The organism is Priestia veravalensis, assembly GCF_001457055.1.
Taxonomy (GTDB): Bacteria; Bacillota; Bacilli; order Bacillales; family Bacillaceae_H; genus Priestia; species Priestia flexa.
Genome location: NZ_KQ758693.1, coordinates 1 through 18,172, shown reverse-complemented (window position 1 = coordinate 18,172; position 18,172 = coordinate 1). Strand labels below are relative to the sequence as shown.

Here is an 18,172-nt window from a genome sequence, read left to right as displayed (position 1 = left end):
CATAAAATAATTTTTAGCATCATGCGTGGATGATAAGCTGGGCATCCAGTATGCTGGACGAATGAATCAAAGGCTTCACTCGGAATACTTTCTACTAAATGATGGATAGAAAAGGCGATATCGTTTTCTTGTAATTTCATTTCTAATTCTAAAGGTAAAATTAATTGATTCATGTTATAATCTTTAAACATAAGGACCCTTCTTTCTGGTTGAATTTGTTGTGGTGACTATATTTTATCAGAAGTGGTCCTTATTTTTATGGAAAAAATAAAACAAAGCCGTGAAATTTTACTCATCGTAAAATTTCACGGCTTTTTTCATCTCAGAGGAGGGTTTTGTCCCAGCCTCTATTTTATCGAACTACTATCACTCTTTCTTTCCAAAAGAAAAAGTACTCACTTCGTAAAAGTAGCCTCTTCATTGCTTTTGGTAACAAGATACTTCCTAAAATTCCTGTTAATTCATATATCAGTTGTTGATCATATTTTCCAATGAAATAACCAATTGTCCCAATACAACAATCATACAATAAGACATTTGTAATCTGCTTTTTAGACACAGAAGTAATCAGTATTTTAGAAGGCTTCACAATGCGCATTATTGTCTTTCACCTCTTGTTGTTATAATGACTTTTGCTCAGCAATCGTAATTCGATTAATGTCACCCAACTACAATTCCTGAAAGAGTAACAATTAACCAAGATATTGCGGTGAGTAAACCCGCTGACATAATCTTCATACCGCACATGTCTAGTAAACTATCTACACAGATTTGCATAATTGTATATGAATATGTATAAATGGAAAAAACAATTCCTAATTCCGTTGCCTTCAAGTGAAACGATTCTTAGATTGCAGGCACTGCGACTGGTATGGCAACGCGACCAAAGTAATTTTAAATAACCATGTTGCTCAAAAATAATGAACATCTCGTGTGTCCTGTTTTTACTACTTACTCAGTCATAATAGCCTCCTTCTTTTGTTAGTTTGTACGCTGAATGAACTTGTCATTCTAGTGCGTATCACAAATTTTAGAGGGGGAAACAACGTATTTATAAATTATGTTTCGTTTCGTAAAAATCCAGAAAAAGTTTTTAGCCCTTTACTTTTTTCGTGTTCTCCTCTAACGATAAAATGAATTTCAATAGGACCTTCTACTAATTGCTGAATATGAAAGCATTCATTTTTTCTTGTGTTAGCTAAACTTAAAGGAAGTGCACTTATTCCTAACCCGTTTTGAACAGCCTGCATTACCGCTTCTAAAGAATCAAATTCGATTATCTTTTTATTCTCTTGGTTATGTTTTTTTGCATATGCTAGAAGCTTCTTTCGATATACACAATTTAAATCACTGTTTACGATAAGCGCTTTTGATTGATGAACATTTTTATCAAACGAAACAATAGCTATGCTTTCAAAATAAGTATAGACCTTTTGGAAAGCAGTTGGCTCATACTTGCCGCTAATAAACATTCCATCAATATCTCCACTTTCTAACCATTTCATTAACACTTGTTCTTGAGCTGTTTTCACTTTAATCAAAACGGTTGAATAGTTTTCTAAAAAATCGGTAATAAGCTGTGGGATTTTACCTGCTGAAACAGTTTGCGATGCTCCAATTGTCAAGGTTTTTTCGCTTTTTTCACTTGCTAACGTATCTTTAACTTCATTCATTAAGGTTAAAATCCGATTTGTATAGTCAATTAGAATCTCTCCTTCTTTCGTTAACTTTACACCTCTATTCGTTCGTTTAAACAATGAAACCTCTAATTCGTTTTCTAATACCTTGATTCGTTGACTTACGTTAGGCTGAACATAACCTAGCTGTTCTGCTGCTTTTGAAATCGATTTGTTTTCTGCAACTTCTTTAAAAATCTTTAAATCATTGCTTTCCATATCCACTCTCCTCTTTGATATTAGTTAAAATGATATCTGTATTATTTATAACTATTATACTAATTTTTACCGGGGAGATATAATCATTTCTATAGAAGGGGCTGATTCACGTGGAAAATGTAAAAGATAAAGTTTTTATTATCACTGGAGGCGCGACCGGGATTGGAAAAGCAACTGCTCTAAAGCTTGCACTAGCTGGCGCAAAAGTCGTTATTAATTATCGAAGTTCAGAAAAAGAAGCGGAAATACTGCAAAAACGTATTCAAACACTAGGAGGAAAAGCCATTCTTTCAAAAGCAGACGTAGCTAGTCAATCTGACGTTCGTAAAATGATTCAGCAAACTGTACACGCATTTGGGCACATTGATGGTTTAATTAATAATGCAAGTATCACCAGTCAAATTGCAATGAATGACTTACAAAAAGCTTCTGGTGAAATATGGGATTCTTTATACAAGACCAACGTAAAAGGAATGTTTCACTGCGTACAAGAAACTGTTTCTTATATGAAAAAAGGTGGGTCCATTGTCAATATTGGAAGCGTCGCTGGAGTAACTGGAATTGGTTCATCTATTCCGTATGCTGCAACAAAAGCTGCTATTCATACAATGACAAAGTCCCTCGCAGTTACACTTGCACCTCATATTCGTGTAAACTGTATTGCACCTGGAGCTGTTGATACACCTTGGTGGACTGGGTATGAAGAAAAGATGTATGAGCTTGCAGGGCATTTACCGCTTCAGCGTATATCCTCACCTGAAGAAATTGCTGACAGCATTTTATTTATGCTCACTCAACCATCTATTACAGGGCAGGTAGTCACAATTGATAATGGACAAACACTTACCTAAAAAAGCTATGGAGACCTACTCCATAGCTCAGTTTGTCGACAAACTGAACAAAGCATAGGCTTCAACCTATGCTTTGTTATTTTTATTCTTTTGTAAGCTCGCTTTCTGTGACCCACTTATGATTTTTCACTTCTTGACTGTCAGTGGTAGACGTGTAATCTACCATGTATACCGTTGTTTTCTCAGCAGAATCAATCGTTGCTTCTGCACCTTCCATGCCTTCCATATGATTTGCTTCAAGAACCACTTTTGTTCCTGCTGGTATCTCTTCTTCACCCGCGTCTTTTATTTCTTCCTGAATGACCCACTTATGACCAGTTACTTTCTCTCCGCCGTTTGTAGGCGTGTAAGATACCACATATGCTGTTGTATCATATGCACCGACAATGGTTGCTTCTGCACCTTTCATCCCTGGCATATGATCAGTTGTCAGCGTTGCTTTACTTCCCAATTCATACGTTGGGCTTTTAGCTTCTTGTAAACCTTCTGGTACTTCACCTGAGCTAGAATGATTCATATGTGCATGATCTTCTTCTTTTTGCTCTTGTTTTTGATTATCTTCTGAATTCATCTCTTTGCTCTCATCGTTGTTTCCTGCACATCCGGCTAAACCAAGCATTGTCGCTAGCCCAATCAGAAATAGTGATTTTTTCATCTTCATCCCTCTTTTACAAATTTCTCATTCGCTATCTAGATTTTTACGAATGGTTTAACGATATACGTTTAGTGTAAAAAAGAAGTGTGCAGATTTTATGAAGAAACACAATTTATTGTGTGATTATTTATGAAGCGTCCCATTTATATCCTACTCCCCACACAGTTTGAAGATGTTGCTCGATTGGGAAACCAGCGCTTCTGAGCTTTTCTCTGACGTTACGCAGATGGGAATCAACCGTTCGCCCTTCAATTTCCGTATCATAGCCCCAAATGAGCATAACTAAATCTTCGCGAGGAAAAACGCGATTGGGATGCTTTAAAAATAAGCAGAGTAGCTCAAATTCTGTTTTTGTCATTGAAATGCTTTCACCAACATAAATAACTTCCCTGCTTTCTTCATTTACGTAAAGCTCCTTATAGGAAATACCTTTCTTTTCTACACCTGTTCTTCTCAATACAGCCTGTATTCGAGCCAGTAGCTCTTCTTCGCTAAAAGGCTTTGTAATATAATCATCCGCTCCACTATTTAAACCTTTTACAACATCCTCAGTTTGGTCTCTAGCAGTCAGCATGATGATAGGGACTTTAAACTTGGCTCTGATTTCTTGACAAACTGTCCATCCGTCTTTTTTGGGCATCATCAAGTCGAGCAGCACTAGCTGAATCATTGGGTTCTTTTCTAGGTACTTTTCTACTTCTGTAGAATCTTCACACTTCATGCATGAAAAACCATGTGGAGCTAGATACAGCTCTAATAAATCCAGCATTCTCACTTCATCGTCTACTAATAAAATCGTAGGCATATTAACGCTCCTTTGGCAACGAAATGCTCACGGTTGTTCCTTTTTCTGCTATGCTTGTCATCTCCACTTTTCCACCGTGCGCTTCCACAATATCTTTTACAATCGATAACCCTAAACCGTAGCCTCCATTCTTCCGAGACCTTGATTTATCTACGCGATACAATTTATCAAACACATATGGTACATCTTCACTCGGAATTCCCACTCCGTAGTCTTGAATGGACAGCTTGACGCGCCAATTATCCTCTTCAACGCTTATTAAAATCTTTTTTGTTTCAGAATATCTTAAGGCATTATCTATAACGTTTATAATGACTTGCATAAAGCGCTCTTCATCAATTAGTACATTTACATACTTTGGACAGTTCACCTCAATATGAACATTCTTTTCGCTTAGAGCTAATTGAAATGCTTCACAAATTTTAGATAAATAGGACTGAAGCTCAACTTCTTGCTTTTCAATGAGAAACGTATTTTTATCTAAACGAGCAAGCTGAAATAAATCTTTTACAAGCTTTGAAATTCTCTCAGCCTCTTCCTCAATGACCCCTAAATATTTTGTGCGGTTTTCTTCACTTGTTTCATGGCGCTTTGCAATGTCTGCATAGCCTTTTACATACATCAGCGGCGTTTGCAATTCGTGCGAAATACTGCTCAAAAACTCGTTTCTCTCTTTTTTCAAGCGCTGCAGTTCATTCGCAAGCGCTTGAATGGATGTTCCTAACTGTCCAACCTCATCACGAGAATGAGCGCCAAGTTTTACCGTCAAATGCCCTTGGCTAATCTTTTCTGTCGCTTGCTTCATTTGTACTAAAGGTGCCGTGATTAGTTTTGATAAAGCAAAAGTTGTAACAACTGCAAATACAATTGAAATAATACCAGCTATGTAAAAGTGATGCTGGAGACGATCAATCATTCCTTTGATATCTTTCGTATCTTTAAACATATACACTGTGCCAACTTGATTATCATTTACTTCAATTGGAGAAGCTGTTGCAATATAGGGGGAAGTTTCCCAATCTCTTTGCAAAATTTTCCCCTCATAAGGGAGCTTCTTATCTCTCCACTCATTCACAGCCGCTTTTGCTCCTGTAATAAGAGGTGTTGAAGCACTCAAAACTTCCCCGTTTATGTTAGTAATGACAACATCCGTATCGGTTTCTGACTCCATTAACGCGACGTGACTAAGCGTTATGGAATCACGGTGCTGCTCTAATACTTCTCGGTGGCTATTCCCTCTTACTCTTAAACTCTCTAACTCTTCTGAGATGCGAGTGTTCGCTAACCCCGTATATAAATAGAAAAATAAACCTGCTTCAATAATTAAGATAAAAACTAAAAACAATAGTCCTAATTTAATGGATACTTTATTCACTTCTTTCACTTCCCCTGTAAATGTACATCTATTATAAAGGATAGATATGGAGAAAGTGTGCAGACTTAAGTTGAATTAAATACGAAATTAAGATTCACACCTATACTTGATGTACCCTATTAATTTGTCTAAAAAGTAAATACTGCTCTGAATTTTAATTTGGTGTCGTTCCCTTTAAAAAAGCTTTAGCTCGTCAACTATTTCACGAGAACGTGTCCAATGAAGGTAGTGATGTCCGTTCAACATCACCACTTTATTATGATGCTGCTTTGCAATTTCCTGCTCATAAAATGATAGTGTTGATTTACCGTTTGTTTCTTTCTGAAAGTTCTTAGCAAAAATTAAGACTGGTACTTTATTTGGAATCGTTAAGGATTCTGTTTTATTCACGTTTCTTTCTATCTCATTCATTTCCATAATGATGTTTTTGTTGTATCCTTTTATGCTGGTCTTTGCCTTTATCATTTTTAACTCTCGGCTGGAATACATCCCTGGTTCAGCGATAGGTAAATAAGACTCATCATCAAGCTCAACTGCTAGACGAGCAATCCCTGTTGGAGCGACAAATCGAAAAATGCTTGGCATCGTTGAGGGAGCTTCACCAAAACACCTCAGCATCTTTGGTAACGTTGGATCAATGCCAACAATGGCTTCCACTTCATCAGGATAGTGATTGGCATAATACATTGCATAAATGCCTGACACCGAATGAGGCATAAGAATATATGGACCTTGTATGTCTGCTTTTTTCAATGGATTTCTTACTTCTTCAACAATATTTTCAACCGATCGTTCACTCTCTGTAAAATCACTCCAACCATAACCAAAAGGCTCCACAACTACGACTTTGTACGTATGTGATAACTCAAAAATCAACAGCTGGAGCAGGTGTTCCAAGGCCAGCTAATAATACAATTGTTTGTTTCCCTTTACCTTTTTGATAGATATGCATCTGCTTTCCCTTTACTTCTACAAGCTCTCCTAATGGTGGATATCGTTTGTCTTCCACAACAGTCAACACTTGATGCAAGGTTATCCATGTTACACACGCTACAGCTAAAGATATACTTACTCTTTTTATTATTTTTTTAAACATATAAGCCCTCCTACGATTTAACTATTAATAAAACGTTTGAAGACTCATTTAGTTGCTTATTCATGTACTCACTTTTTCTACACTAACGTTTTTTCTTTGAACAAGTACCCGTAAGCTACAAGTCCATACTGCCAAAGCTACAATAATCATTAAAGCAGCTCCTATTATAACGACCAAGCGTATGGAGATCACTTCTACTAAAATGCCAAACAATGCGGTTACAATAATAATACATAGACTTTCTACTAATCCATATAGGCTTCCAACTCGCCCCATTATTTCAACTGGAATATACGTTTGATAAAACGTATAAAATGCCGCGTTCGCAAATGCCATTGCAAACGATATCAAGGCGCATCCGCAGGCAGCTATAAAAAATGTAGTTGAATTTGTAAATAACATATACCCTCCAGCTGTTAGCATGCTCCCCATACCAAGGAGCCAAGATGTAGGAATTTTTTCAACTATTATGGTATTAAGAAGCGCACCGATAAGTACACCTCCACCAGCTATGCTAACCAATAGTCCATACTCTCCCTCTGTTAAACCTAGTTCCTTTACTGAAAAAGCAGCTTCGAGTGAATCAGTTGCGGTCATCAACACCGTCATGAAACTAAAGAGTAAATAAATAAGCATAACTCCCACTGCGTGCCGGCTAAAAGAAAATACAAGATGCCAATCCTGTTTAATCATGTAAAATGATAACCTTTGAACCTTTTGTGTAGTAAACCCCTTTGGCTCTATATTTGGCACAAACCAAAGCAGCAGCGCCGAAAGCACTAATGCGATACTGTTAATGCAAATAGCAGTTGCTGGTGTACCGACCATCACTAATAAACCCGCAACGGCTGGTCCTGTAAAAAATGCTCCTGCATCAAGAAGACTTCTAAGTGAATTGAATCTTTTACGCTTCTCTTCTGGTAAAAACTTTGTTATATACGCCATAGATGTTGGTTCATACGCTGCGCCTACAGCGGTTGTAATTCCAACCAGTACATAGATTACGAGAAGTGAATTTGAAAAAGCCAACCATAAAATAACAGCGGCTTGGATCAGGTTTAATCCAATCATTACGTGCTTTTTGTTTAAACGATCAATCAGACTCCCAGCCCATAGGTTCGTTAACATCGCAGCTGCTGCTCTAACAATATAAAGAGTTGAAACGGCTAGGGCTGAACCAGTGATTTGTAACACAACTAAGTTCAAAGCAATAAAGTAAATCCAACTCCCGATTCCTGAAATGCCAATACTTGCTAGAAGTAATAATCGTCCGCGCAATTCTGTCTTCTTCATTAATTCTCTCCTCCTTTAATCCATAAAAAAACTCGCCCCCAAGACAAAAATACTGTCTTGGGGGCGAGTTTTTATCGCGCTGCCACCCCAGTTTATTGACATGTCACCACATCAATCTCATCAGGTACAATCATACCTTAGCTCTGTAACAGGAGCACCCGTCATATCATCCCTTAAATGTTCCGATATGCCTCTCTGAGACTTGGTTCAACAAATTCACTTTGACCCGTTTTCAGCTACCGGGCTCTCTGTGCAAAGCTTATTTATTTACTCTTCTCTTCACCGCGTTTAATTTTTCTATATATTACCACAAACTATTAAAATATGTAAATAAAAAGAAAGAAAGAGACTGCGCTCTTTCTTTTTATTTATTCGCAAGTGCGCTATGTTTTAGTGTACGCTTTTGCCACACTATCGTAATACCGAGCGTTACAAGTAATAAAACAAGACCTAGTACAAACGGATACATAATTTGCACATCAAATAAAACGCCAGCAAGAGTTGGACCTAATACATTTCCGATACTCATATAAGCGTTGTTCATTCCCATAGCAAATCCTTGTTCATTTCCGGCCATTTTTGAAATAAGCGTGTTTAAGACTGGACGAAGAATAGATGTTGCAAGGAAAATAATCAGCGAAATGACAAAGAATAAGCTGTAGCTCCCTGTGAATAGTGACAATAGAAATCCAAGTGCTGCCACGCCGATAAAAATGTTTAATACTGCTATTTCACCAAATATACGAACGATGCGATCTACTAGAAACAGCTGTACAATCACGCTAACAATTCCTGTTGCTGTAACCATTAAAGCAATTTGCTGTGGCGTAGCCCCATACTGTTTATCTAAAAATAGACCAAGAACTGACTCATACGCCATTAGCCCAAAGCTCATCACAAGAGTAATAACCAGCGGTATAAAATAAGGCATCTTAACAGAACGTGCTAGTTTCGAAACCATAGATTCATTATCTTGAATAGCTGCTCGTGCTGCTGTAGCTTCTTCTGTTTCACTATTTTCTAATAGCATCATTGAAAATAAAACAGCTACAAGAGATACAAGTGCTGAGACTAAAAATGGAATCTTCAAGCCAAAATCAGCTAAAAAGCCACCAATTCCAGGCCCAATTACAATTCCTAGAGACATAGCCGCTGATACAAGACTGTTTCCTTTTGCACGCTGCCCCATCGTTGTAATATCCGCAACATATGCAAAGATAGCAGGAATAAGTAAAGCTGCACCCACTCCACCAATGACGCGAGATGCATAAAGTAACCAAATGGAATTGACTGCGTAAAAGATAAACATAGACAGCGTTAAGCCAGCAAGTCCATATATAATCATTTTTCGTCGTCCGTATTGATCGGACCACTTTCCTGCAATTGGTGAAAAAATAAGCTGAGTACCTGCAAAAATAGCAATCATTAGCCCCGCTGCAGTTCCCCCCTGATTAATTGACTGTAAATAAGCAGGTAAGATTGGAATAATGATTCCAAAACTTCCAACCGCAATAAACATATTAATCATTAAGATAATGATTTTTTTTCTTTGTTCTCCCGACATTCGAGCTGTCTCTCCTCCTATTAGAACACAAAAATAGCATGCTACAGCAGTATACTTCATGTTCATTTTTTTCTACACGTAGTATAACTTATACTGATAGACATGCTGTTGTCAATTAGTTAATTTATTCTTTTTTTCATATAATAAGCGGTAGCGCCGTTAAGAAACGAAGCGCTACCGCTTATGTATGACGGGATGCTGAACATGTATCAATTTGCTTCTCGTTTAATATGTCTAATCTTTCTTTGAGACTGCTGAAACAAATAAACAAGGTAAGAATGTAATTCGAAGCGATCACCTTGAATGAAGTCACCAAACATTAACTTTTCCTGTTTTACCATTTCTGTTTCATCTCCTCTACTGTTCAATTAACCACAAATATTTCCTATCCATTATGTTTATTTTATTAGCCATTCTTTTTCAATTAAATAATGTTGTGAGAGCAATCAGCTCTTCTGCTTTCATTATAAACGAAATCGCTTACAATGTAAAATAATAATATCAGAAAATTTAGAATAAACACAAAAAAGAGGGCATAGTAATATGTCCCCTTTTTTCCTTTTATTTAAACCAACCTTTTTCTTTAAAACGCGTAATAGCTTCAATGCGATTTTTCACTTCAAGCTTATCCAAGATGGTGGAGATATAGTTTCTTACGGTACCGGTTTTCAAAGACAGCTCTTCTGCAATTTCTTTTGTATTTTTCCCATCAGCTACAAGCTGCAGTACTTCTTTTTCGCGCTCCGTTAGCGGATTTTCTTCCGCATATACATCATCCACAAGCTCAGGAGCATAAATTCGTCTTCCTTGCATTATACTTCGAATGGAACTCGCTAGCTCTTCACTTGGGCTATCCTTCAGCAAGTAACCGCTAACTTTTGCTTTTAACGCTCGTTGAAAATAACCAGAGCGTGCAAAAGTCGTTAAAATAATCACTTTGCAATCGAGTTCTTCCAGCTCTTCTGCTGCTTCTAGCCCTGTTTTAAGAGGCATTTCGATATCCATGATGCAAACATCGGGATGATGCTGACGCGCAAGAGCTACTGCTTCTTCTCCATTCGATGCTTTCCCAACGACTTCCATATCATCTTCTAAGCTTAGCAAAGAGCCTAAAGCACCTAACAGCATCCGCTGATCTTCCGCTATAACGATTCGAATCATTTCTCTTCCTCCTTTTCCACTTGCTTACGCACGCTCGGAACTTTCACAATAATCTTTGTTCCTTCATCTGATTGAATATCTAGCGTTCCGTTTACAAACTCTAATCTTTCTCTCATACCAATAAGTCCATTTCCGTGTTGAAAAGCATCTTTACTTGCAATGCCTTGTCCATTATCTTGAATGGTAATCATAATTTCATCTGTAGATTGTACAATATTCACTTCACAGCAAGAGGCTTTACTATGCTTTACAACGTTTGTTACCGCTTCTTTTAAACACATGCTTAAAATATTCTCTGTCAGAGGAGAAACGTTTGATAAAGTCAATTCGTTATGAATAAACTCTATTTCAGCTACGCTAAGTATTTGTTCTACGCGTACGAGTTCCTCTTTTAATCGAATCCCCCTCATCTGAGACACTAGTTTACGAACTTCATTTAACGCAGTTCGTGCGGTTTGCTGAACGTCTTTTAACTCTGCTCTTGCCTGCTCTGGATCTTTATTGATCAGCTTACGTGCCAAGTCACTTTTTAATCCAATTAGGGATAGCTTTTGCCCAAGCGTATCGTGAAGGTCACGAGCAATTCGCTGTCTTTCCTCTTGTTTGACCAGCTCTGAAATTCGCTTATTTGCGTCTTCTAACTGCTCCTCTAAGCGCTCTCTTTTCTTACGGTTATAGATTGTAAATGGAAAGATGATTACGCTCATATAAATGATAATCATAACCGGAAGTTGGCGAACAAACAGCTCTTCTTGAGCAACCATATTATAGTTTAGTGAAATGGCTGTGCTGACTAAATGAATAATATAAAGCGTAATAAATGTAAGCCATTTTTGAACATTTCCTATGAAATAAGCGAGAAAAAAAGCAAAGTAAAAGGAAAAATAAACGTAGCTAAAAAGCGTCGTCATCGCGATGGATATACTAATGAGGAGAATTGTCCATACATAAATAGGCCAGCCTTTTGATATAAAAGCAATGCGATAAAAAATAAAGAAGAGAATCGTTAACAAAATACCTAACACAATCTCATTCATTGAAGAAGACTGAAAAACAAAGTAAAAAGGCAGTAAACTAAAAACTGTCCATATGTAAGGAGACATTCCCGTTATCTTTTGAAAAATTGTATCCTTTTTCTTCATGACGCAAACCCTCTTTTACTTTCATAATTAATGCCATATATGATTATCGTATCATAATCACATATGGCATTGAGTATTATTTTACATTTGCTCTAGAATATACCGCTACTCTTTTTTGTCGTTCTTCACGGCTAAATGTTTTTAGATGGTTAAAACCAACAAATTTCTTTTGATCTTCGTCCCATAAATGAAAGCGTAAAGACTCTAAGCTGGTGCGAAGCGTAATGGTCGGCACATTTTGAAGCGGCTCGGTATTATTATGAGCAGCTTCTAAGTGATAATTCGGAACCCGAGGGCTCAAGTGGTGAACATGATGGTAGCCTATGTTACCCGTTAACCACTGTAACACTTTCGGAAGTTTGTAAAAAGAGCTCCCTTCAACTGCTGCCTGTACATACTCCCACTCTTCATCTGCTTCAAAATAAGAGTCTTCAAACTGATGCTGTACGTAAAATAACCAAACGCCCAGTGAACCTGAGATTAAGAAAATCGGACCTTGAACCATTAAAAATGACTGCCATCCTAGTGTTAAACATCCAACTGTCACAATAAGCGCAATCGCAACGTTTGTAATATACGTATTGATGCGCTCAGCTCGCTTAGCTCCTTTACGATTAAAGCGATTTGTAATCAAGAACACATAGATAGGACCTATCACAAACATCACAAATGGATTGCGGTATAAACGATAAGCAATGCGACGTGAGCGAGGTGCTTCCAAGTATTCGTCTACTGTTAAAATCCACAGGTCACCGATTCCACGCTTATCTAAATTTCCGCTCGTAGCATGGTGGATAGAATGACTGTGTGCCCATTGGTTGTATGGAAACAAAGTTAAAACTCCTGTAATGGTACCAAGAACTTTGTTGTAGCGTCGATTTTTAAAGAAAGAGTTGTGGCAGCAATCATGGAAAATGATAAAAATTCGAACTAAAAAGCCAGCGGCAACCACTCCAATTGCTAAAGTTAATACATATGAAATCGCTAAGCTTTGATAAGCAAGAAACCATAAAGCAAAAAACGGAACAATAGTATTAATCAGTTGAACGACACTGCTTTTCTCATTTGGCTTTTCATAAGGTGCCATTGATTGTCTCAACATTTTTTGTTTTTGTTTTTGTTTAATCATTTGGATTTCCCTTTCACATTCATAATTTATTTAAAATTATAAATATAAAAAGAAACCATGTGTAGTAGTACATGTCACATGACAAATATGACAAATGTCATATTGGCACTCAAAAACCCTTTCATATCCTTAGCATCCATTGTGTTGGTACCTTCGTTTATTTACTTTTATTAATTGTTTGTAAACACATCAACCTCTCTAGAAGCCTGTTGTTTCCTGTGTTTTATCCTTAACATCTTTTAATGATGTGAACATTTTGTGACCGTTTGATTAAGCTTGCATGATTCTTTTCATCCACCGTCATAGCTTCAAGTTGCTCGTGTTTAGTACACCTCCACCTACTTCTATTATTCTTTTGTGTAAGTTAGAATGATTCACACATTTAGCAACTAAAGTTATCGAAATCATCTTATGCAATACTAGTAACAAGAACATTCACGGAATAGAGACAAATAATATTGGAATGCAGTTAATTACTGGTTTTGCGCAATGTGCAGAGAATAAAGAAGTAAAGCAGTATTTTGTAAGAGGAAAAGAACTTGCTAAGCTCAATAAAACCAAAACCGCATTCACAAAATAGTAATCAAAAAAAGCCCGTAAGCCTTCTACATAAAGACTTCTGCGGACTCTTATTGACAAATATTCTCTTCTACATTCAACTGGTCTTTTAAATCGAAATGGCACTTGGCTGGCGCTTGTCATACGTAAAGACGTAGCGGAATCCGCATTCCTTCGCAAGCGCTATTGCTTCAGAAATATGGTCGCCAACCGTTTCAACTTTATGAGAGTCAGAACCTACCGTTAGCAGTTCTCCTCCAAGCTCTTTATATAATTTTAATACAGCTTGAGAAGGTAGGGGCTCCGCTAAGCTGCTTCGCATTCCCGAAGTGTTAATTTCAATTCCAATATTGCGTTCAATCGCTTTTGTTAAAATGTCCTTTAGCTGTGGCTTAAATTGGTCAAAGTCATAATTCCCGTGCACTTTTATTGCATAGCGCTTCATTAAATCAATATGAGCAAGCACATCGATATCAGCATGCTTCACTAGATTGTAGAGTTCTTCAAAATAACCACCGTATACTTCTTCTACTGTTTTATGTTGTAAATATAAGCGGAGCTTTTTGTCATTGATGTTATGAACAGATCCTAAGATAAAATCTAATTGAAGCGGCTCTAATACCTTTTGATACTCACTTTTTAATAAATGCGGCTCACAAATTTCAATTCCTGCTTTTATAACTAGCTTTCCTTCAAACTGCGCACGACACTGTTCAATGTCTTTTATATAATGTTTTAAATTAATATGTCCATATGTAGGAGCAAGTGGATTAAGTGAGTAATGTTCTGTAAAGCAAATTTCGTTAATATTACGATGGATAGCTTCTGTGCATACCTCGTTCATAACCGCTTTTGAATCGAATGAATGATTCGTATGATGATGATAGTCCATAATGTACATGTTTCGTTCCTCCTATTCTTCTCCTGAAATCGTATCTTAGCAAAGCTTTCTACTTCTTACAATACTACCCGTTATATAGCTACCTTAACTATTCAAACTAGACAATGAAATGGAATTTTATAAATTCTTTTACATTTAACTATTTTTATATTAAACTATTTTCTGTAAAAGTTGAATGCATGCAAATTTATTTTCTTAAGACAAAATTGGAGTGGTAGTATGAGTTCATCCTTGTTGCAGCTAAACACAATTTTTATCAGTATCCTAATTGAAGCCCTTCCTTTTGTGTTATTGGGTGTATTTATTTCTGGAATTATTCAAATGTTTATTACAGAAGAAATGATGGCAAAAGCCATACCCAAAAATAAAGTAGGCGCTGTTTTTTTAGCAACTTTTATAGGCGCTTTATTTCCAGCTTGTGAATGTGGAATTGTACCTATTACAAGGCGATTAATGGCAAAAGGCGTACCGCTATACGCTGCTATTCCCTTTATGTTTACAGGTCCTATCATTAACCCAGTTGTTTTGTTTTCTACATATGTAGCGTTTGGAAATGACTGGGCCGTTGTATGGGAACGTAGCTCTGTAGCGCTCGTCGTAGCAATTTCAGTTGGCATGCTGCTGACGTTTCAGTTTAAAACAGATCAAACAAAACATAGCGTGTGCGTTAACGTTCAGAAAAAGACATTTGGCCAAAAGCTAGTAGGCACTATCCAGCATTCTATCGATGAGTTTTTTTCAGTCGGTAAATATTTAATCATTGGAGCGCTTATTGCAGCAAGTATGCAAACGTTTATGAAAACATCCATCCTGTTAGATCTTGGGCAGCAGGATTGGTCAGCTCATTTCGTAATGATGGGACTAGCCTACCTTTTATCCCTTTGTTCGTCAGCCGATGCGTTTATTGGAGCATCCTTTCAAAGCACATTTCAAGATAGCGCCATCGTTGCCTTTTTAGTTTTTGGACCAATGTTTGATATTAAAAATACGTTAATGATGTTGAGTCAATTTAAAGCCAAATTTGTGGGCATTTTATTTATTTATACCTTTATAGCTGTCTTTGTTTTTTCAATGCTACTGGTCAGATAAGGAGGAAGCGCGATGATTCGAATTTTAATTTTGATTGGCTTTACGTTTGTCTTCATGCATCTGCATGCTACAGGAGATATTTCAAAGTACATTAATATGAAATATGCATGGATTTCATACAGTACAATTTTTCTCCTATGGTTTATTACCATCGCTGCTTTTATTTTTTATATGAAAGGCGATGAGCATGACCATAATCATGAAGATGGCTGTGATTGCCACAGTCATTCACACGCTCCGCGCAAGCGAGATAAATTCCTTTATCTCATCTATATCGTACCTATTATCACTGCTTTATTTTTACCAATTTCCAAATTAGATTCTAAAATTGTTGAAGCGAAGGGGTTCAATTTTCCAATCTACGAAAAAAATAGCCCCTATGATCAGCACCAATTCCTAGAGCCCGATACAAGTAGCTTTTACGGAGAGGAAGCTTATGACAAAATGATACGCAAAGATTTGAAGCAGTTTGGAAAGAGTGAAAAGCTTAATTTAGAAGATACTGAGTTTTTAAACGCAATGGAAACCATTTATAATTACCCTGGTGAATTTACGGGTAAAACCATTCGCTTAAAAGGATTTTTATACCATAATGATGAGCTGCCAAAAAATCAATATTTTCTTTTTCGCTTTGGAATTATTCATTGCATTGCTGACTCTGGAGCCTTCGGAATGCTTATTGAATTTCCAGATGACGTATCGTTTCAAAATGATGATTGGGTAACAGTAACAGGTAAAATTGATACGATGTATTATCAGCCGTTTAAAAAAACATTACCAATGATTAAAGTCACGAACGTTAAGAAAGAACAGGAACCTGATGACCCTTACGTTTATCGAAACAATCAATGATAAAAAAATCACGTAACGTTTTCTATGTTACGTGATTTTTTCTTATCGACTTTTTTGCTGAGCCTCGAGTAGCTGCGTGTATAAATGCTGTACTGCCGTTGAAATCGAGTCATCATATCCCACATGATCATAATAGACAGCAATATTTTTTAACATCTCGTACGTTTGCGGGTCTAAGCTCACTTCAAGCGTAACCTTCTTTGAATCAAAAGGATTTGGCACTTCTGGCTCTTCTGCATCTAAGGACGCATGTTCCGCAATTTGAATTGCTTGTTCGACATTTTCAATTTTCCCGTACTGCTGCACCCACTTGCGCCCCATAAAAACAGTATCCTGAATAAATTGCCGATTAGTAGGCGTATCCTTAATATTAAACTGATGATTATGCACATATACAGATTGATATAAGATGACGCTAATAACTTCATCTTTTAATTTTAACTTTCTCAATTCATCAATTAAGTCCGCCACATACTTTGGAAGCGGACAAAACGTTCCCCTTACTTCTTTTATTAAATCCATTGCAATTGACTCTGTTGAATTGCGCTTAAACGCTTTTATAATATCAACCATTGCCGACTCGTTTGTCATACCTACACCACCATTATGGTTAAATACTGTCGTTAGTAAATTCAACCAAAAATTAATTATACAAATCTATATAAGTTGAATTAAAGGATTACAATTACTCTCTGTTGAAGTATAAGGGTAACACTTACCAATGAACGGAGAGGAACTAGATGACCCATTCACGTCAACATGAAATCGAAACCTTGCTTACAGCGATGAAAACGACCAAAGATAAACGAATGTATGAACGTTATCAAGCGATTTACTTTTATTTACAAGGCTATTCTAAAAAAGAAATCACAACCATGATTGGGCGTTCCGAAAAAACTATCTATAACTATGTGAATGCCTACGAAGAAAAGGGACTAGATGGCTTAACCATGGGACAATCACCTGGAGCGCCACGCAAATTAACACCCGAACAAGAACAGGAATTGGCTCAAGTGATTGCGACCAAACTTCCCGTAGATGTTGGCTTCCCAGCTAAGTATAATTGGACGTTAAAGATTATTGCTTCATTTATCGAGAAAAAATGGAACCAACCGTATACTCTTCGTGGTGTCTCTCGACTTTTACACGATTTAGGCCTTAGTTATACCAAACCGACTTATACGCTGGCAAAAGCTGACCCGTTGAAACAAAAAGAGTTTGTGGAAGAGACGTTCCCTGCCTATAAAAAAACTCTTAAATGAGGAGATTGACCATCTTCTCTTTCAAGATGAGTCGATGATTCGGGATTACCAAGCTCTTCAATACACATGGTTTTTAAAAGGCAAGCAACGAATCATTCCGACTTATGGAAAGCACCAGGGTGTCAAACTCATCGGTACACTTAATTATGAAACGGGAGATGTGCTTTGTGTAGAAGAAGAACGATACGATGCCGAAGCGTTTCTTCGTTTTCTTCAAAAGGTATTGAAACACTATCCGACCGGTAAGATTGTCATGGTGTTAGATAATGCCCGTATTCATCATGCGAAGCTGATTGAACCTTTTTTGCGTAACCACCAACATCGTTTAGAATTGGTTTTTTTACCACCTTACAGCCCTGAGTTAAATCTCATTGAAGGGTTATGGAAATGGCTCAAATCAGACGTAATTAATAACCTTTTTTATTCCTCTGTTAAAGAGATTCGAAGAAATGTGCAAGCTTTTATTCGTGAGTTAAATGACTCACCTAGAAAAGTTATTGATCGATTGTGCATTCGATTGTAAAAGATAAATTCAACTTATATA

The 18,172-nt window shown here is 37.0% G+C and carries 19 protein-coding genes, 2 pseudogenes and 1 other annotated feature; of the genes and pseudogenes, 5 read left to right on the top strand and 16 right to left on the bottom strand.

Annotation, left to right across the window (positions count from 1 at the left end; all coding sequences use genetic code 11):
• From AS180_RS18085 to AS180_RS18075, 3 genes and pseudogenes are all read right to left on the bottom strand, one after another.
• A pseudogene (locus AS180_RS18085) lies at positions 1 to 191 on the bottom strand (IS5/IS1182 family transposase); the annotation flags it as partial.
• 161 nt (positions 192 to 352) lie between these two features.
• Positions 353 to 598: a hypothetical protein gene (locus AS180_RS18080; RefSeq protein ID WP_062687255.1), complete on the bottom strand. Its 246-nt coding sequence runs from the start codon at positions 596 to 598 to the stop codon at positions 353 to 355.
• 460 nt (positions 599 to 1,058) lie between these two features.
• Positions 1,059 to 1,895, bottom strand: a complete 837-nt coding sequence (locus AS180_RS18075) for a LysR family transcriptional regulator (protein WP_025910323.1) — start codon at positions 1,893 to 1,895, stop codon at positions 1,059 to 1,061.
• Between the two features lie 110 nt (positions 1,896 to 2,005).
• On the opposite strand from AS180_RS18075, the gene AS180_RS18070 reads away from it, so the two are divergent.
• A complete protein-coding gene (locus AS180_RS18070; RefSeq protein ID WP_062687254.1) occupies positions 2,006 to 2,746 on the top strand; it encodes an SDR family NAD(P)-dependent oxidoreductase in 741 nt (246 codons plus the stop codon).
• Positions 2,747 to 2,828: 82 nt separating this feature from the next.
• Here the strand turns inward: AS180_RS18070 and AS180_RS18065 are convergent, their stop codons facing one another.
• From AS180_RS18065 to AS180_RS18025, 11 genes are all read right to left on the bottom strand, one after another.
• Positions 2,829 to 3,401 (bottom strand): YdhK family protein, encoded by a 573-nt coding sequence (locus tag AS180_RS18065; protein WP_025910321.1) that lies wholly within the window; start codon positions 3,399 to 3,401, stop codon positions 2,829 to 2,831.
• A gap of 127 nt (positions 3,402 to 3,528) precedes the next feature.
• Complete coding sequence (locus AS180_RS18060) at positions 3,529 to 4,206, bottom strand: response regulator transcription factor (protein ID WP_061784831.1); 678 nt, start codon at positions 4,204 to 4,206, stop codon at positions 3,529 to 3,531.
• Between the two features lies 1 nt (position 4,207).
• A complete protein-coding gene (locus AS180_RS18055) occupies positions 4,208 to 5,581 on the bottom strand; it encodes a sensor histidine kinase (RefSeq protein ID WP_061784830.1) in 1,374 nt (457 codons plus the stop codon).
• Positions 5,582 to 5,755: 174 nt separating this feature from the next.
• On the bottom strand, positions 5,756 to 6,418 hold the full coding sequence (locus AS180_RS18050) for an alpha/beta fold hydrolase (RefSeq protein ID WP_226372992.1): 663 nt from the start codon (positions 6,416 to 6,418) through the stop codon (positions 5,756 to 5,758).
• Positions 6,419 to 6,446: 28 nt separating this feature from the next.
• Entirely contained in the window at positions 6,447 to 6,677 is a 231-nt protein-coding gene (locus AS180_RS23655; RefSeq protein ID WP_224840117.1) for a hypothetical protein, read from the bottom strand.
• Between the two features lie 60 nt (positions 6,678 to 6,737).
• Positions 6,738 to 7,970, bottom strand: coding sequence for an MFS transporter (locus tag AS180_RS18045; protein WP_025910318.1), 1,233 nt, complete (start codon positions 7,968 to 7,970; stop codon positions 6,738 to 6,740).
• Between the two features lie 56 nt (positions 7,971 to 8,026).
• Positions 8,027 to 8,262: a binding site (T-box leader), on the bottom strand.
• A gap of 72 nt (positions 8,263 to 8,334) precedes the next feature.
• Entirely contained in the window at positions 8,335 to 9,534 is a 1,200-nt protein-coding gene (locus AS180_RS18040) for an MFS transporter (protein ID WP_062687253.1), read from the bottom strand.
• Positions 9,535 to 9,743: 209 nt separating this feature from the next.
• On the bottom strand, positions 9,744 to 9,875 hold the full coding sequence (locus AS180_RS23930; protein WP_257788887.1) for a hypothetical protein: 132 nt from the start codon (positions 9,873 to 9,875) through the stop codon (positions 9,744 to 9,746).
• Between the two features lie 220 nt (positions 9,876 to 10,095).
• A complete protein-coding gene (locus tag AS180_RS18035) occupies positions 10,096 to 10,695 on the bottom strand; it encodes a response regulator transcription factor (RefSeq protein WP_025910316.1) in 600 nt (199 codons plus the stop codon).
• On the bottom strand, positions 10,692 to 11,837 hold the full coding sequence (locus AS180_RS18030) for a sensor histidine kinase (RefSeq protein WP_025910315.1): 1,146 nt from the start codon (positions 11,835 to 11,837) through the stop codon (positions 10,692 to 10,694). Before AS180_RS18030 ends, AS180_RS18035 begins: the two co-directional genes overlap by 4 nt.
• 76 nt (positions 11,838 to 11,913) lie before the next feature.
• Complete coding sequence (locus AS180_RS18025) at positions 11,914 to 12,966, bottom strand: Delta(5) desaturase DesA (protein ID WP_025910314.1); 1,053 nt, start codon at positions 12,964 to 12,966, stop codon at positions 11,914 to 11,916.
• A 436-nt stretch (positions 12,967 to 13,402) separates the two neighbouring features.
• Between AS180_RS18025 and AS180_RS21835 the strand changes: the two are divergent.
• Positions 13,403 to 13,546: pseudogene (locus AS180_RS21835) on the top strand (DUF3231 family protein); the annotation flags it as partial.
• Between the two features lie 87 nt (positions 13,547 to 13,633).
• Here AS180_RS21835 and AS180_RS18020 read toward each other — a convergent pair.
• Positions 13,634 to 14,425 carry a histidinol-phosphatase HisJ family protein gene (locus AS180_RS18020; protein WP_062687252.1) on the bottom strand — a complete coding sequence of 264 codons (792 nt, stop codon included), beginning with the start codon at positions 14,423 to 14,425 and terminating at the stop codon, positions 13,634 to 13,636.
• A gap of 219 nt (positions 14,426 to 14,644) precedes the next feature.
• Here AS180_RS18020 and AS180_RS18015 point away from each other — a divergent pair, with 219 nt between their 5' ends.
• Together AS180_RS18015 and AS180_RS18010 are read left to right on the top strand one after the other, a co-directional pair.
• Positions 14,645 to 15,514, top strand: coding sequence for a permease (locus AS180_RS18015; protein WP_025910310.1), 870 nt, complete (start codon positions 14,645 to 14,647; stop codon positions 15,512 to 15,514).
• 12 nt (positions 15,515 to 15,526) lie between these two features.
• Positions 15,527 to 16,366 (top strand): TIGR03943 family putative permease subunit, encoded by an 840-nt coding sequence (locus AS180_RS18010; protein ID WP_025910308.1) that lies wholly within the window; start codon positions 15,527 to 15,529, stop codon positions 16,364 to 16,366.
• 42 nt (positions 16,367 to 16,408) lie between these two features.
• Here the strand turns inward: AS180_RS18010 and AS180_RS18005 are convergent, their stop codons facing one another.
• Positions 16,409 to 16,957, bottom strand: a complete 549-nt coding sequence (locus AS180_RS18005) for a calponin homology domain-containing protein (RefSeq protein WP_025910306.1) — start codon at positions 16,955 to 16,957, stop codon at positions 16,409 to 16,411.
• A 149-nt stretch (positions 16,958 to 17,106) separates the two neighbouring features.
• Here AS180_RS18005 and AS180_RS21830 point away from each other — a divergent pair.
• Positions 17,107 to 18,151, top strand: a protein-coding gene (locus tag AS180_RS21830) for an IS630 family transposase (RefSeq protein ID WP_090752857.1) whose coding sequence is annotated in 2 segments (ribosomal slippage) — positions 17,107 to 17,604 and positions 17,606 to 18,151 — 1,044 coding nt in all. Because the reading frame shifts where the segments join, the coding sequence is not laid out codon by codon here.
• The last annotated feature ends 21 nt before the right edge of the window (positions 18,152 to 18,172 follow it).

Bases quoted from the DNA above. Each gene is read 5' to 3' on its own strand.
- AS180_RS18080 (WP_062687255.1), bottom strand. From the start codon at position 598: ATGCGCATTGTGAAGCCTTCTAAAATACTGATTACTTCTGTGTCTAAA.
- AS180_RS18075 (WP_025910323.1), bottom strand. From the start codon at position 1,895: ATGGAAAGCAATGATTTAAAGATTTTTAAAGAAGTTGCAGAAAACAAA.
- AS180_RS18065 (WP_025910321.1), bottom strand. From the start codon at position 3,401: ATGAAAAAATCACTATTTCTGATTGGGCTAGCGACAATGCTTGGTTTA.
- AS180_RS18060 (WP_061784831.1), bottom strand. From the start codon at position 4,206: ATGCCTACGATTTTATTAGTAGACGATGAAGTGAGAATGCTGGATTTA.
- AS180_RS23655 (WP_224840117.1), bottom strand. From the start codon at position 6,677: ATGTTTAAAAAAATAATAAAAAGAGTAAGTATATCTTTAGCTGTAGCG.
- AS180_RS18045 (WP_025910318.1), bottom strand. From the start codon at position 7,970: ATGAAGAAGACAGAATTGCGCGGACGATTATTACTTCTAGCAAGTATT.
- AS180_RS18040 (WP_062687253.1), bottom strand. From the start codon at position 9,534: ATGTCGGGAGAACAAAGAAAAAAAATCATTATCTTAATGATTAATATG.
- AS180_RS23930 (WP_257788887.1), bottom strand. From the start codon at position 9,875: ATGGTAAAACAGGAAAAGTTAATGTTTGGTGACTTCATTCAAGGTGAT.
- AS180_RS18035 (WP_025910316.1), bottom strand. From the start codon at position 10,695: ATGATTCGAATCGTTATAGCGGAAGATCAGCGGATGCTGTTAGGTGCT.
- AS180_RS18030 (WP_025910315.1), bottom strand. From the start codon at position 11,837: ATGAAGAAAAAGGATACAATTTTTCAAAAGATAACGGGAATGTCTCCT.
- AS180_RS18025 (WP_025910314.1), bottom strand. From the start codon at position 12,966: ATGATTAAACAAAAACAAAAACAAAAAATGTTGAGACAATCAATGGCA.
- AS180_RS18020 (WP_062687252.1), bottom strand. From the start codon at position 14,425: ATGTACATTATGGACTATCATCATCATACGAATCATTCATTCGATTCA.
- AS180_RS18015 (WP_025910310.1), top strand. From the start codon at position 14,645: ATGAGTTCATCCTTGTTGCAGCTAAACACAATTTTTATCAGTATCCTA.
- AS180_RS18010 (WP_025910308.1), top strand. From the start codon at position 15,527: ATGATTCGAATTTTAATTTTGATTGGCTTTACGTTTGTCTTCATGCAT.
- AS180_RS18005 (WP_025910306.1), bottom strand. From the start codon at position 16,957: ATGACAAACGAGTCGGCAATGGTTGATATTATAAAAGCGTTTAAGCGC.